The organism is Streptomyces mobaraensis NBRC 13819 = DSM 40847 (genome assembly GCF_017916255.1).
Lineage (GTDB): Bacteria > Actinomycetota > Actinomycetes > Streptomycetales > Streptomycetaceae > Streptomyces > Streptomyces mobaraensis.
In genome coordinates, this window is the sequence record NZ_CP072827.1 from 7,111,886 (window position 1) to 7,124,563 (window position 12,678).

Annotated in this window: 11 protein-coding genes; 6 read left to right on the forward strand and 5 right to left on the reverse strand. The window is 74.7% G+C overall.

The window, feature by feature from the left end:
• Positions 1 to 176 precede the first annotated feature (176 nt).
• On the forward strand, positions 177 to 1,250 hold the full coding sequence (locus tag J7W19_RS30725; protein ID WP_004948276.1) for a S1 family peptidase: 1,074 nt from the start codon (positions 177 to 179) through the stop codon (positions 1,248 to 1,250).
• Positions 1,251 to 1,335: 85 nt separating this feature from the next.
• Here J7W19_RS30725 and J7W19_RS30730 read toward each other — a convergent pair whose 3' ends face one another.
• Both J7W19_RS30730 and J7W19_RS30735 read right to left on the reverse strand, forming a co-directional pair.
• Positions 1,336 to 2,388 carry an NAD(P)-dependent alcohol dehydrogenase gene (locus J7W19_RS30730; RefSeq protein ID WP_040890828.1) on the reverse strand — a complete coding sequence of 351 codons (1,053 nt, stop codon included), beginning with the start codon at positions 2,386 to 2,388 and terminating at the stop codon, positions 1,336 to 1,338.
• Between the two features lie 95 nt (positions 2,389 to 2,483).
• Positions 2,484 to 3,074: a hypothetical protein gene (locus J7W19_RS30735; RefSeq protein ID WP_004948270.1), complete on the reverse strand. Its 591-nt coding sequence runs from the start codon at positions 3,072 to 3,074 to the stop codon at positions 2,484 to 2,486.
• A 168-nt stretch (positions 3,075 to 3,242) separates the two neighbouring features.
• Between J7W19_RS30735 and J7W19_RS30740 the strand changes: the two genes are divergently transcribed.
• Positions 3,243 to 4,133, forward strand: coding sequence for a helix-turn-helix domain-containing protein (locus tag J7W19_RS30740; RefSeq protein WP_004948268.1), 891 nt, complete (start codon positions 3,243 to 3,245; stop codon positions 4,131 to 4,133).
• 4 nt (positions 4,134 to 4,137) lie between these two features.
• On the opposite strand, the gene J7W19_RS30745 is transcribed toward J7W19_RS30740, so the two are convergent.
• A complete protein-coding gene (locus tag J7W19_RS30745; RefSeq protein WP_078588109.1) occupies positions 4,138 to 5,430 on the reverse strand; it encodes a mannosyltransferase family protein in 1,293 nt (430 codons plus the stop codon).
• A gap of 91 nt (positions 5,431 to 5,521) precedes the next feature.
• Positions 5,522 to 6,184, reverse strand: coding sequence for a TetR/AcrR family transcriptional regulator C-terminal domain-containing protein (locus J7W19_RS30750; protein WP_004948262.1), 663 nt, complete (start codon positions 6,182 to 6,184; stop codon positions 5,522 to 5,524).
• A 145-nt stretch (positions 6,185 to 6,329) separates the two neighbouring features.
• On the opposite strand from J7W19_RS30750, the gene J7W19_RS30755 reads away from it, so the two are divergent.
• From J7W19_RS30755 to J7W19_RS30770, 4 genes are all read left to right on the forward strand, one after another.
• Positions 6,330 to 7,853, forward strand: a complete 1,524-nt coding sequence (locus J7W19_RS30755) for an MFS transporter (RefSeq protein WP_158688798.1) — start codon at positions 6,330 to 6,332, stop codon at positions 7,851 to 7,853.
• A 176-nt stretch (positions 7,854 to 8,029) separates the two neighbouring features.
• Positions 8,030 to 9,109, forward strand: coding sequence for a hypothetical protein (locus tag J7W19_RS30760; RefSeq protein ID WP_051072654.1), 1,080 nt, complete (start codon positions 8,030 to 8,032; stop codon positions 9,107 to 9,109).
• Positions 9,110 to 9,241: 132 nt separating this feature from the next.
• Positions 9,242 to 9,685 (forward strand): large conductance mechanosensitive channel protein MscL, encoded by a 444-nt coding sequence (locus tag J7W19_RS30765; RefSeq protein WP_004948254.1) that lies wholly within the window; start codon positions 9,242 to 9,244, stop codon positions 9,683 to 9,685.
• Positions 9,686 to 10,071: 386 nt separating this feature from the next.
• A complete protein-coding gene (locus J7W19_RS30770; RefSeq protein ID WP_004948252.1) occupies positions 10,072 to 12,237 on the forward strand; it encodes a SpoIIE family protein phosphatase in 2,166 nt (721 codons plus the stop codon).
• A gap of 34 nt (positions 12,238 to 12,271) precedes the next feature.
• Here J7W19_RS30770 and J7W19_RS30775 read toward each other — a convergent pair whose 3' ends face one another.
• Positions 12,272 to 12,658, reverse strand: a complete 387-nt coding sequence (locus J7W19_RS30775; protein WP_040890826.1) for a hypothetical protein — start codon at positions 12,656 to 12,658, stop codon at positions 12,272 to 12,274.
• Positions 12,659 to 12,678 lie beyond the last annotated feature (20 nt).

Below are 12,678 nucleotides of genomic sequence, written 5' to 3' on the forward strand. Positions count from 1 at the left end.
AGGGGTGTCGGCGCGCGGTGTCCCTTGTAGGCGTACGGGAGCGGTCCGATACTCACCTACGTTTGGCATGGACGCGACGATCCCCCCCTCTTTCGGGTGCGATTTCGCCGCGACCGGTCCTCACAGCCTCCGGGCCCGCCGCCACGGCGGGCACACCCCCCTCACAGGAGGTCGAGTTGACAACACGACGCACACGCGCGCGCCACGCCGCCCTGGCCGCGACCGCCGCGGCGGTCCTGACGGCGACCGCCCTCGGCGCCCAGGGCGCGGGCGCGGACCCCGCACCGGACCCCGCCCCGCTGACGGACACCCAGGCCGGCGCGCTCGCCCACCGGATCACCCATGACCTCGGCGACCGGGCCGCCGGCGCCTACTTCGACGCCGCGACCGGGAAACTGGTCGTCAACGTCGTCGACGCCAAGGCCGCCGCCGAGGTACGGGCGGCCGGCGCCGAACCGCGCACGGTCACCCGCTCGGCCGCGCGGCTCGCCGCGGCCACGAAGACCCTGGACGCCCAGGCCCGGATCCCCGGCACCGCCTGGGCGGTCGACCCGCGTACCAACCGGGTCGTCGTCAAGGCGGACAGCACCGTGCGCGGCGAGCGGCTCGCGCGGCTCGACAAGGTCGTCACCTCCCTCGGCGACGCCGCGACCCTCCGGCGGGTGCCCGGCGCCTTCCGGCCGACCCTCGCCGGCGGCGACGCCATCTGGGCGCCGCGGGCCCGCTGCTCCCTCGGCTTCAACGTCACCAAGAACGGGCAGCCGCACTTCCTGACCGCCGGTCACTGCGGCAACATCTCGTCCACCTGGTCCGACCGGCAGGGCGGCGCCGCCATCGGCAGAACGGTGACGTCCGTCTTCCCCGGCCACGACTACGCCCTCGTCAGGTACACGGCGAACATCGCCCACCCCAGCGCCGTCGACCTCTACGACGGCGGACAGCAGACCATCACCGGTGCCGCCGAGGCCGCCGTGGGCCAGTCGGTGCAGCGCAGCGGCAGCACCACAGGGGTGTACGGCGGCCAGGTCACCGCGCTCGACGCCACCGTCAACTACCAGGAGGGCTCCGTCACCGGCATGATCGACACCACCGTCTGCGCCGAGCCGGGCGACAGCGGCGGCGCCCTGTTCGCCGACTCGTCCGCCGTCGGCCTCACCTCCGGGGGCAGCGGCGACTGCTCGTCCGGCGGCGAGACGTTCTTCCAGCCCGTCACCGACGCGCTGAGCGCTCTCGGGGCCCAGCTGCCCTGACGGCGCGGGACGGCCCCGGGCGCGCCCTTCCGGCGCCCGGGGCCGTCCTCGCGGTGCGTCGGCCGTCAGATGGCGGCCGTGTCCGTCAGATGGTGGCCGTGTCGATGACGAACCGGAAGCGGACGTCACCGGCCAGCACCCGCTCGTACGCCTCGTTGACCCGCGCGGCCTCGATCACCTCGACCTCGGCGGCGATGCCGTGCTCGGCGCAGAAGTCCAGCGTCTCCTGCGTCTCGGGGATGCCGCCGATCATCGAGCCGGCGAGCGACTTGCGGTGGGTGATCAGCGCGAACGGCGAGACGGCCAGCGGCTTCTCCGGACCGCCCAACTGGACCATGGTGCCGCCCGGCCGCAGCAGGCCCAGGTAGGCGTCCAGGTCCAGGTCGGCCGAGACGGTGTTGACGATCAGGTCGAAGGTGCCGGCCAGCTCCTCGAAGGTGGCCGGGTCGGAGGTGGCCCGGTAGTGGTCCGCGCCCAGCCGCAGGCCGTCCTCCTTCTTGCGCAGCGACTGGCTGAGGACGGTGACCTCGGCGCCCATCGCGTCCGCGATCCGCACGCCGAGGTGGCCGAGGCCGCCCAGGCCGACGATCGCGACCTTCCTGCCCGGGCCCGCCTGCCAGTGGGCGAGCGGGGAGTAGAGCGTCACGCCCGCGCAGAGCAGCGGGGCGGCGGTGTCCAGCGGGATGGAGTCGGGGATCCGGAGGACGTACTCCTCGTCCACGACGACGTGGGTCGAGTAGCCGCCCTGCGTCTGCTCGCCGTCCCGGCCGGTGGCCGCGTAGGTGCCGATCATGCCGGACTCGCCCGTGCAGTACTGCTGGAGCCCGGCCCGGCAGTTGTCACAGGTGCGGCAGGAGTCCACGAAGCAGCCCACGCCGACCCGGTCGCCCACGGCGTACCGGGTGACCTCGGAGCCGACCGCGGCGACGACGCCGGCGATCTCGTGGCCGGGGACGATCGGGTAGACGCGGTCGCCCCAGTCGCCCTGGACGGTGTGGATGTCGGAGTGGCAGATGCCCGCGTACTTGATGTCGATGAGGATGTCGTGCGCCCCCAGGGCGCGGCGGGTGATGGTGGTCTTGACGAGCGGGGCCTTCGGGGCCGGTGCGGCGTACGCGGCGACGGTCATGCTGTTCATGCCCTCGATCATGCGAGCCCGCGCGGCACCCAGCCAGAACCCCGTTCAACGTAGGCTCGCGGTGCCTACCACTGGCAGGACCACCTTGGCGGCGGCTACCGGAAGGTGACCGTGGCCCGTACGCCCCTGGCCGACGGGCCGTCGTGCGCGAGGGAGGGCGGAGTGGTGGGGGCGCAGGCCCCGGCGCCCTCGCACCCGTTGTCGAACACGACCGCCCGCCAGGTGACCTTCCGGGGGAGCTTCTCGACGCGCCACCGGATCACCCACCGTCCCGTCCTGTCCACGGTGGCCGACGGGGAGACGAGCCATCGCCCTCCGGAGGGGTGAGTCGTCGGGCCGGGGGAGGAGCCGCTGGAGACCGGCCGGGGAAGCCCGGGGTCGGGGTTCTCGACCATCACGTAGACGCTCCAGTGCTCCGGCAGGCCGGCCACGCGCCCGACGAACTCGTACTCGCGGGCGGTGGCGCCGACCGTCTGCTCGCTGACGGAGGTGATGCCCAGCGAGAGGGGCGGAGTGCTCTCGCGGACCACGGACGGTGTGCCGGCCGGTGGCCCGGCAGGGTCGTCGTGCGAGGAGGTGATGAGGGCGCCGAGGACGGTTCCCGCCAGGGCCAGCACCGCGGTGACGACCGCGGCGGCGAGCGTCTGCCACCGGCGCAGGTGCCGTAGGTACGACCTGAGCTCCACCCGGCCGCCCCCTCGGTTCGCCGGCTGACCGTCGGCCACCAGGGTGCTGCCTGGCCGAAACGCGCCGCTGTCTCTCCGCGGAATCCGCACAAGGTGAATCGACCGGACCCAATCGGCTACGCTCCGTAAACCATCGGCCCTGGCTAGGGTGGGGGAGTGGCAACCAAAGTGACAGAGCTCAGCGAATTCCTCCGCTCCCGCCGTGCCCGGCTGCGCCCGGAGGACGTGGGGCTGACGCCGTTCGGCGGGCGGCGGCGGGTCCCGGGGCTGCGGCGCGAGGAGCTGGCCCAGGTCGCGGGGGTCAGCGTCGCCTACTACACCCGGCTCGAACAGGGCCGGGGGCAGAACGTGTCGACGTCGGTCCTCGACGCCATCGCCGACGCGCTCCGGCTGGACACGGCCGAACGGCATCACCTGCACAAACTGGCCCGCCCCGAGAATCGGCCGCGGCGCCCCGCCGACCGGCCGCAGCGCGTCCGGCCCGCCGTGCGGCACCTGCTGGACTCGATGGAGAACGTGCCCGCGCACGTGCTCGGCCGGCGGCTGGACATCCTCGCCTGGAACCGGATGAACACCGCGCTGCTGGGCGACTTCGGCGCGCTGCCCCCGCAGCGGCGCAACATGGCCTGGATGGTCTTCCTCGACCCGGCGACCAGGGAGCTCTACGCGGACTGGGACGGCAAGGCCGCCGACATCGTCGCGCTGCTGCGGTCGCACGCCGGCTGCTACCCCGACGACCCCGCCCTGGCCTCGCTGATCGGCGAGCTGTCCATGAAGAGCCCCGAGTTCCGGAAGCTGTGGGCCGCGCACGACGTCCGCGACAAGTGCTTCGGGATCAAGGAGCTGCGCCACCCCGTCGTCGGCCCGCTGACCCTGGCCTGCGAGACGCTGGTGCTGCCCGTGGACCAGGACCAGCGGGTGGTGACGTACCACGCCGAGCCCGGCTCGGCGTCCGCCGAGTCGCTGCGGCTGCTGGCGAGCTGGACCCTGGAGGCGGCCGGTGGCGGCGGCACGGCGGCGCCCGCCGAGGGGCGCGACGCCGTGGCCGGCGAGCGTTGACCGGTCAGCCGGCCCACTTGCCGGAGGTGAAGACCAGGGTCAGCACGGTCGCCAGGGGGGCCGCCACCGTCAGGTAGGCGGAGCGGATCCATGGCCGGCGGACGCTCGCCACGGCCAGCGCGACCCAGAGCGGCCACCACAGCAGGGTGGCCCGGGGGACCGACATGTACCAGTACGAGGTGCCCAGCGCCCACAGGCTCAGCCCGATGTACACCGCCTCCGGCCACCGCCGCCGCCACACCAGCAGGGCCAGCAGCAGCACCCCGACCGCCATGGCGAGCAGCTCCGCCTGGAACATCGCGGCGTAGGCGGTGGGGTTGGCGTGCGAGAAGGCGCCGTCCCAGGTGTGCTCCCACGCCTCCCACGGCGTGTGGAACTGCCGGTACCAGCCGCGCTCCTGCGCGTGCTTCCAGGCCATCCAGTCGCCGGTGCGCGCCTGGAGGTACCAGCTGTAGGCCAGGGCCGGCAGGGCGGGGAGCGCGAGCCAGCCGGCCGAGCGCCACCGCCGGTGCCCACGTCCGGACTCCCGCGCGGCGACCAGGAACCGGACGACGAGGGCCGCCGCCAGGAAGAGCCCGCTGACGCGGACGGTCGTGGCCAGGGCGCCCAGGACGGCGGCGAGCGCCCAGCGGTGCCGCTCGGCGGCCAGCCAGGCCGGCAGGGCGAAGGCCAGGAACAGGGCCTCGGTGTAGCCGGCGGCCAGGAACACCGCGCACGGCGACACCAGCAGGAACAGCGCGGCCCGCGGCCCCGCCCGTTCCCCGGCCTCCGCCGGGAGCCGCAGCCGTGCGATCCGGGACAGCGCCACGGCGGCCACCGCCCCCGCGGCGAAGGAGATCAGCAGCCCGGCCAGCGGCCAGCTCGGCACCACCGTGTGCACGGCCCGCAGGACCATCGGCAGGCCCGGGAAGAACGCCTCCCGGTTGTCGGGGTGGGCCGAGCCGGGGGCGCCGGGCTCGGCGAAGTAGCCGTGCTCGGCGATGCGCCGGAAGAAGTCCCAGTCCCAGCGCGCCCACAGCGACAGGAACGAGGGCGCCTCCCGCGCCTCGGGGTCCGAGCCGAACAGCCAGGCGCTGCAGTACCCGGCGATCAGGACGGCGACCCTGGTGAGCGCGTAGAACCCGAGCACGGCCCGGTCGGCGGCGTCCAGCCGGCCGAGCAGCGGAAACCGTCCGGCGGCGGCCGGAACCCCGAGCGGGCGGCCCGGACCGCGCCCCCGGGGAGGCCGCTCCGCCGCCGCCCCCTCCACTGGGCACCGCCGCGCGGACGGTGCCTTGGGTATCGGTATCCGGGCCATGCTGGGGCGCCTCCTGGCAGCGGGATCGAGCAAACGGAACGCCACAGCACATCACAACCGCCACACCCCTCCCAAGCCGCACCCCGGCCGGTCACACCGCTCCGGCCTCCCGCAGCGCCCCCAGCCCGTCCAGCAGCAGACCCAGCCCGAACTCGAAACGGCTGTCCATGTCGGGACCGGTGAGCTCCCCGGCCAGCGCGACGAGGTGCGGGTACCGCTCGGCCGGCAGCGCGGCCAGTCGCTCCCGCGCCTCCTCGACGGCCTCGGCGGGCGTCGCCCCGCGCTCCTCGGCCGCCGACATGGGCACGGCCTCGTGCAGCACGAAACCCTGCACCCAGATCACGACGGTGTACGCGCCGAGCGCCGTCTCCGCCGGCCCGAAACCGAGCCGGCGCAGCATCCCGAACGTCTCCTCCAGCGGCCCGAGGGCCCGGGCCCCCGGCGCGAAGCGCCCGGCGAGCACGCGCACGGCTGCCGTGTGCGCCAGCAGATGCGCCCGCAGCCGCCGCGCGGCGGTGGCGAGGCAGCCGCGCCACTCGTCGGGCGTCGCGACGAGGCCGGGGGGCAGCGGGGAGTAGCCCTCCCAGAGGGCGTCGGCCGCGAGGTCGAGCAGCTCTTCCTTGTTCTGGACGTGCCAGTAGAGGGACGCCGCCTGGACGCCCACCTCGGCGGCCACCTTCCGCATCGTCAGGCCCTTGGGGCCCTCCCGCTCCAGCAGCCGCAGTGCGGCATCCGCCAGATCCTCCCTGGTCAAAGAGGTGTTTCCGGCTGCCCGGCGCCCTGCCATGCTCCCCGCCTTCCGCTCGACGGCTTGCAATCTAACATCGTTAGGCCCAAACTAACGTCGTTAGGGAAACGTCTAACGTTGTTAGGGGATGAGGGTGGGCAAGGAACCTCCGGTGCGCGCACGGCTCGTGCTGCTGACGCTCTGCTCCGGCCTCTTCATGGCCATGCTCGACAACCTCGTCGTGACCACGGCCCTGCCCGCCATCGGCGCGGAGCTGCGGAGCGGGACGGCCGGACTCCAGTGGGTGGTGGAGGGATACGCGCTGGTCTACGCGGCCCTGCTGCTCGGCGGCGGGGCGCTGGGTGACCGGTGGGGGAGGAAGCCGGTGTACCTCGCGGGGCTCGCCCTGTTCACCGGGGGTTCCGCGCTCTGCGCGGTTGCCGGCGGGCTGGGGACCCTGGTCGCGGGGCGGGCGGTGCAGGGGCTCGGGGCGGCCCTGCTGACGCCGGGCTCGCTCGCGATCGTGCGGCACGTCTTCACGGGGGAAGCCGAACGCGCCCGCGCGATCGGCGTCTGGAGCGGGGTGTCCGGCTCGGGGCTCGCCCTCGGCCCCGTCGTCGGCGGGCCGCTGGTCGACCACTTCGGGTGGGCGAGCGTCTTCTGGGTCAACGTGCCGGTCGGGATCGTCGGTCTGGTGCTCGCCTTCCGGGTGCTGCCGGACGTCCCGCGGTCCGCGCGCCGCGGCGATCCGGCCGGTCAGACGGCCGTCGCGCTGGGGCTCGGCGCCTTGGTGTACGCGCTGGTCGAGGGGCCCGTCCGGGGCTGGGGCGACGGACGCGTGGCCGGTGCCGGTGCCGTGGCCCTGCTCGGGCTGGCCGCGTTCGTGGTGGTCGAGCGGCGGGTGGCGGCGCCGATGGCGGATCTGCGGCTGCTGACGGACCGAGTCGCCGGCACGGCCGCCTGGGCCGGGTTCGCCGTCAGCTTCGGGTTCTTCGGCCTGGGCACGTTCCTCAGCCTCCACCTCCAGTACGTCCTGGGCCTGTCGCCCACCGAGGCGGGCTGGGCCATGGCGCCCTGCACCCTGTCCACGGCCGTCGTCTCGGTCCTCGCCGGGCGGCTGTGCGCCCGGTACGGGCCGCGTCCGCCGCTCGCCACCGGCCTGTTCCTCGTCGCGGCGGCCCTCGCCGCGTTCGCCCGCTACGGGCCCGACGCCCGCTTCGCGGACTTCGGATGGCTCCTGGGCGTCCTCGGCGTCGGCCTCGGTCTCGTCTTCACCCCCGTCTCCGTCGCCGTGCTGGGCGCGGTCCCGGCCGAGCGGGCCGGCATGGCCTCGGCCACGGCGAGCATGGCCCGGGAAGTGGGCGGGGTGGCCGGAGTGGCCGTCATGGGCGCGATCCTGACGGCGCGTCTCGAGGCCGTGCTGCGCGCCCGGCTGCCCCGGGGCGGCGGGGCCGACGCGGCCGCCGTGGCCCGCTCGGTCACGGCCGGCGGCGGGCGGGGGCCGGGCGGTGCCGGTGCGGCGGAGGAAGGGGTCGGACGGGTCGTCAGACACGCTTTCGCGGCCGGGCTGGACCTCGCCGCGCTCGTTTCCGCGGGGGTGCTGGCCGGGGTCGCGGTGGCCGTCGTGGTGGTGATGCGCGGGCCCCGGGGTGACATCGGGGGGCGAGCGGCCGGGGCGCTGGTGCGCCGGTCCTGACGGCCCGCTAGTGTTCCCCGAACGGGAGCCGGAACCACACGCGTTCACCCCTTCTCGGGGCCGCGGGAGAGAACGAGTGGGTCCGGGCGCGGCGGAGGGAACCCCCGGCGGGGGTACGCCCTCTCCCCAACCGGAATCGTGCAGAGGTGGACACAACCCGAATGCGGGGACAGTTGATGACAGAGAGAGTCGCACAGCGGCGGTCGTCGGGCGTGCGGAAGGCGGCCGGAAAGGCGGCGGTGGTACTGGCGGCCGGGGTCGTGCTCGCGGGCACCGCGGCGTCGGCCGAGGCAGCTCCGGCGGCGCGGACCGCCCCGGCCAAACCCGACTGCGGCGGTTTCCGCGCGTCCGCCGCGCCGGCGGTGCCCGCCGCCGACCAGGACCAGGCGCCGGAGGTCCCGCCGACCCTGGCGGGCAAGGGCGCGCTCTCCTACTCCGTCGCCTCGGCCCAGGCCCCCATCGGCCTGTGGTCCAAGGCCGGACTGACCCTGCGCACCCCCGTCGCCAAGGGCACCGCCCGCCTCGACGTCAGCAGCCGCGGGTTCAGCACCGACTCGGTGACGGTCCAGCGCTACGAGCCCGCCAAGCACGCCTGGGTGGACCTCGACACCCGTTCCGGCGGCGGCAGCTGGCCGCACCGCGGCACGTTCACCTTCCCGGTCTCCGCCCCCAAGGCGAGCGCCAAGCACCCGTACGCCGTCGCCCTCCGGTTCCAGGACCTCGACAGCCCCGGCACCCTCACCGTCAACGCGTCCGTCGCCGACGGCCGGGGCCACACCTACCGGGCGCCGGCCCGCACCGTGACCGCCACCCGGCCGCAGGTCTCCGTCGCCGGCTGGGCGAACGGCACCGCGAAGCTGACGCGCGGCGGCGCGGCGCAGCCCTTCACCATCACCGTGCGCAACACCACCAACCGCGCCTACCCGGCGCTCAACGTCAACTACTTCGCCTACGGCGCCGGCAAGCGGCACGCGCTGACCCCGAAGGACCTGGTCCTCCAGCAGTACCGGCCGGGCCGCGGCTGGGAGAAGGTCGCCCTGACCGCGGGCGGCTGCGACCCGGGCATGGGCGCCGCGCTGCTCCCGAACCGGACCGCCGTCGCCCCCGGCGCCAAGGCCGTCTACCGGCTGCGGCTGGCCGTCGCCGGGTCCGCGCCCAAGGACGTGGTCACGGGGGACAGCGGGTTCTCGGTGAGCAACGGCGACCAGTCGTTCGCGAACAAGCGGCTGCCCTTCACCATCCGCGCCGGCAAGTAGCGCGGTACGGCAGTCGAGGAGCCGCCCGGGGGCATCCCGGGCGGCTCCGCCGCTTTTCGACGGGAAAAAAGGCGGACGAAAGGTAGCGTTCGAGACGTCGTATCCGAAATGTCCGAACCTCGGGGACCCGTCATGCTCAAGGGATTCAAGAACTTCGTCATGCGCGGCGACATCGTCGTCGTCGCGGTCGGCCTGATCATCGCGCTGGCGCTGAGCACCCTCATCAAGGCGTTCACGGACTTCGTGATCAACCCGATCATCGCCAGCCTGCAGGGCGGCCACTCGCTCGGCCTCGGCTGGCAGCTCGGCCGGGCCGGGAACAAGGCCACCTACCTCGACCTCGGCGCCTTCATCTCCGCGGCCATCTACTTCCTCATCTTCATGGCCGTCGTCTACTTCTTCATCGTCCTCCCGTACCGGCACGTCCAGGCCCGCCGCGGCGTCGTCGTCTTCGACGAGCCGGGACCCCTGCGGACCTGCCCGGCCTGCCTCTCCGAGGACCTCCCCGCGGCCGCCACCCGGTGCCTCCACTGCTGCGCCGACCTCCCCGCGACGGGCGGGCGGGCGCACGCCTGAGACCGGCCGGGCACCACGGGAAGAGGGCCGCCCGCCGTGCGCGGACATTCCCCCCGACCGCCCGGAAATGGCGGACCCGCCATTTCCGGGCGACGGACGCGGGAATTCCGTGCGGAAGTCCTCCCTTTCCGCTTCCGCGCCGCGCGGGTATTCACACCGCGCGGCGAGAACGGAAGGAGCCGCCCCCACCGCTCAACCACCGGCCCAGTTCGGGGGCCGTGCCACCCGGCGCGCCCCCGCCGATCGGCCGAGCGGAATTCCCGGAAACCGGCGGTCGCCGCGTACGGACGCTTAACCGCCACGGCCCGCGGGAACAATCAGTCCGGCCTCGATTCGTGCGGATCGCGAGAACCGCCGAACCGCACCGAGCAACGGGATGAATCCGTATGGACACGAACGCCGCACCGGACGCTCCCGGCCCGCCGCCGGACGACGCGGCCGACCTGGGGCGGTGGGCGCTGACCCAGTTCCCCATCGGGATCGCCGTCTACGACCGGGACAACCGACTGGTGACCGCCAACGACGAGATGGTCCGGCTGAGCGGCCTGAGCCGTGACGGCCTCACCGGCCGGCGCCTCGACGAGCTGCTCCCCCTGGCGCCGTTCGAGGAGTTCGCCCGCATCGGCGACGAGGTCCTCCGCACCGGCCGGGCGGTCCGCGCCGACAACTACTTCGTGTCCCCCGGCGACGGCCGCGAACGCGCCTGGGCCAGCTTCTTCACCCCGATCAAGGACGCCGAGGGCCGCACCCTGGGACTCTCCCTCGCCGCCCTCGACGTCACCGCCGAGTACCGTGCCCGGCAGCGGCTCGCCCTCGTCAACGACGCCGGCGCCCGGATCGGCACCACCCTGGACATGGACCGCACCGCCGCGGAGCTCGCCGAGTCCACCGTCGGCCGGTTCGCCGACTTCGTCGCGGTCGACCTGCTTCCGGACGGCGGCGGCGCCGGCGGGGAGGCCGGGCGGCCCGGCCACGACGAGGCCGTCGAGCTGCGCCGCACCGCCCGGCGCTGGGCCGTCCCCGAGGACCCGTCCGGCCCCGGCCCCTCGTCCCTCGCGAACGGCACCTACCGCTGCCCGCCGCACTCGCCGCCCGCCCTCGCCCTCGCCACCGGCAAACCCGCCCGCCACCGGGGCGACGAACCGGCGATCCGCTCCTGGGCCGCGGACGCGCCCGCGCTGCCGCCCGCCGTGCGCGCCCGCGGCGTCGGCTCGCTCCTCGCCGTACCGCTGGCCGCGCACGATACCGTCTCCGGGCTGGCCCTGTTCGTCCGGCACCCGGACACCGAGCCGTTCGACGACCACGACCTGCTGCTCGCCGAGGAGATCACCGCCCGCGCCGCCGTCTGCGTCGAGAACGCCCGGCGGTACGCCCGCGAGCGCGCCGTCGCCCTGACCCTCCAGCGCAGCCTGCTGCCCGCGAGGCTCTCCGGTCACACGGCCGTGGAGGTCACCTCCCGCTACCTGCCCGCCACCGCGCAGACCGGCCTCGGCGGCGACTGGTACGACGTGATCCCGCTGTCCGGGGCCCGGGTCGCGCTGGTCGTCGGCGACGTCGTCGGGCACGGCCTCCAGGCGTCCGCGACCATGGGACGGCTGCGCGCCGCCGTCCGCACGCTGGCCGACATCGACCTGCCCCCGGACGAGCTCCTCACCCACCTCGACGACCTCGTCGTCCAGCTCGCCCAGGACCGCGCGGCCCAGGCGCGGGACGGCGACGCGGGCGACGAGGCGGGGGAGACGGACGCGTCCTGCCTCTACGCGGTGTACGACCCGGTCTCCCGCCGGCTCGTCGCCGCGAGCGCCGACCACCCGCCGCCCGTCCTGGTGACCCCCGACGGCACCGCCCGGTTCCTGGAACTGCCCCCGGGCCCGGCGCTGGGCGTGGGCGGACTGCCGTTCGAGTCGCTGGAGGTGGAGGTGCCGGAGGGCAGCCTGCTCGCGCTCTACACCGACGGGCTCGTGGAGGGGCGCGGGGCCGGTTCCGGTTCCGGCCTCGAACCGGGCTCCGGTTCGGCGACCGACGGTGAGGGCAGCCGGCTGCTGCGGCGCACGCTGGCCCGGCCCCCCGCCGAGCTGGAGCGCGTCTGCGACGACGTCCTCGCCGCCCTCCTCCCGGAGCGCCCCGCCGACGACGTCGCCCTGCTGCTGGCCCGCACCCGGGCGCTGGACGCCGACCGGGTGAGCACCTGGGAGCTGACCGACCACCCCGCGTCGGTGGCCGACGCCCGCAAGCGGGTGGCCGACCAGCTCGCCGCGTGGGGGCTGGAGGAGCTCGCCTTCACCACGGAACTCGTCGTCAGCGAGCTGGTCACCAACGCCATCCGGCACGCCGCACCGCCCATCAGGCTCCGGCTGATCCGGGACGGCGCGCTGATCTGCGAGGTGTCCGACGGCAGCAGCACCTCGCCGCGGATGCGCCGGGCCCGGGCCTTCGACGAGGGCGGCCGGGGGCTGCTGCTGGTCGCCCAGCTCTGCCGGCGGTGGGGCACCCGGTTCACGTCCGGCGGCAAGACCATCTGGGCGGAGCAGCCGCTGACGACGGTGGCCTGACGGACCGCGCGCCGCCCGCGTCCCCGGGAGCCGGTCAGTGGCGGACGACCCGGTAACTGAGCGCGGGGTAAGGGAAGTTCCCCCAGTGCAGACTGCCGAGCGCGTCGTAGAGGTCGCCGGGCCGGCCGGGCGCTCCGGTGCGGCAGTCGCGGTTGAAGTAGACCTGGATGTCGGCGTCGGTCAAGTTGACGGCCGACAGCGCCGGTTCGGCGAGGTTCCGGCAGGCAGGATCCGTGATGTCGACCGGTGCCTGTCTGCCGGTCAGATCGGTCCCGGAGGCGAAGTACGCCACCGGGGCGTGCGGGAGGTCGGCCGCGGACGCCGGCTGGGCGAGGCCCGCGCCCAGCAGCAGCGCGGCACCGGAAAGGGCGGCGGCGCCGGCGGTCAGCGTCTTCTTGCGGTTCTTCCGGAACGTGGTCATGGGTGCACTCCGTTTCGGCG

What these genes read in the sequence shown, in the direction of transcription:
- J7W19_RS30730 (WP_040890828.1), bottom strand. Translation starts at nt 2,388, where the DNA reads ATGAACAGCATGACCGTCGCCGCGTACGCCGCACCGGCCCCGAAGGCC.
- J7W19_RS30745 (WP_078588109.1), bottom strand. Translation starts at nt 5,430, where the DNA reads ATGGCCCGGATACCGATACCCAAGGCACCGTCCGCGCGGCGGTGCCCA.
- J7W19_RS30760 (WP_051072654.1), top strand. Translation starts at nt 8,030, where the DNA reads ATGACAGAGAGAGTCGCACAGCGGCGGTCGTCGGGCGTGCGGAAGGCG.
- J7W19_RS30765 (WP_004948254.1), top strand. Translation starts at nt 9,242, where the DNA reads ATGCTCAAGGGATTCAAGAACTTCGTCATGCGCGGCGACATCGTCGTC.
- J7W19_RS30770 (WP_004948252.1), top strand. Translation starts at nt 10,072, where the DNA reads ATGGACACGAACGCCGCACCGGACGCTCCCGGCCCGCCGCCGGACGAC.
- J7W19_RS30775 (WP_040890826.1), bottom strand. Translation starts at nt 12,658, where the DNA reads ATGACCACGTTCCGGAAGAACCGCAAGAAGACGCTGACCGCCGGCGCC.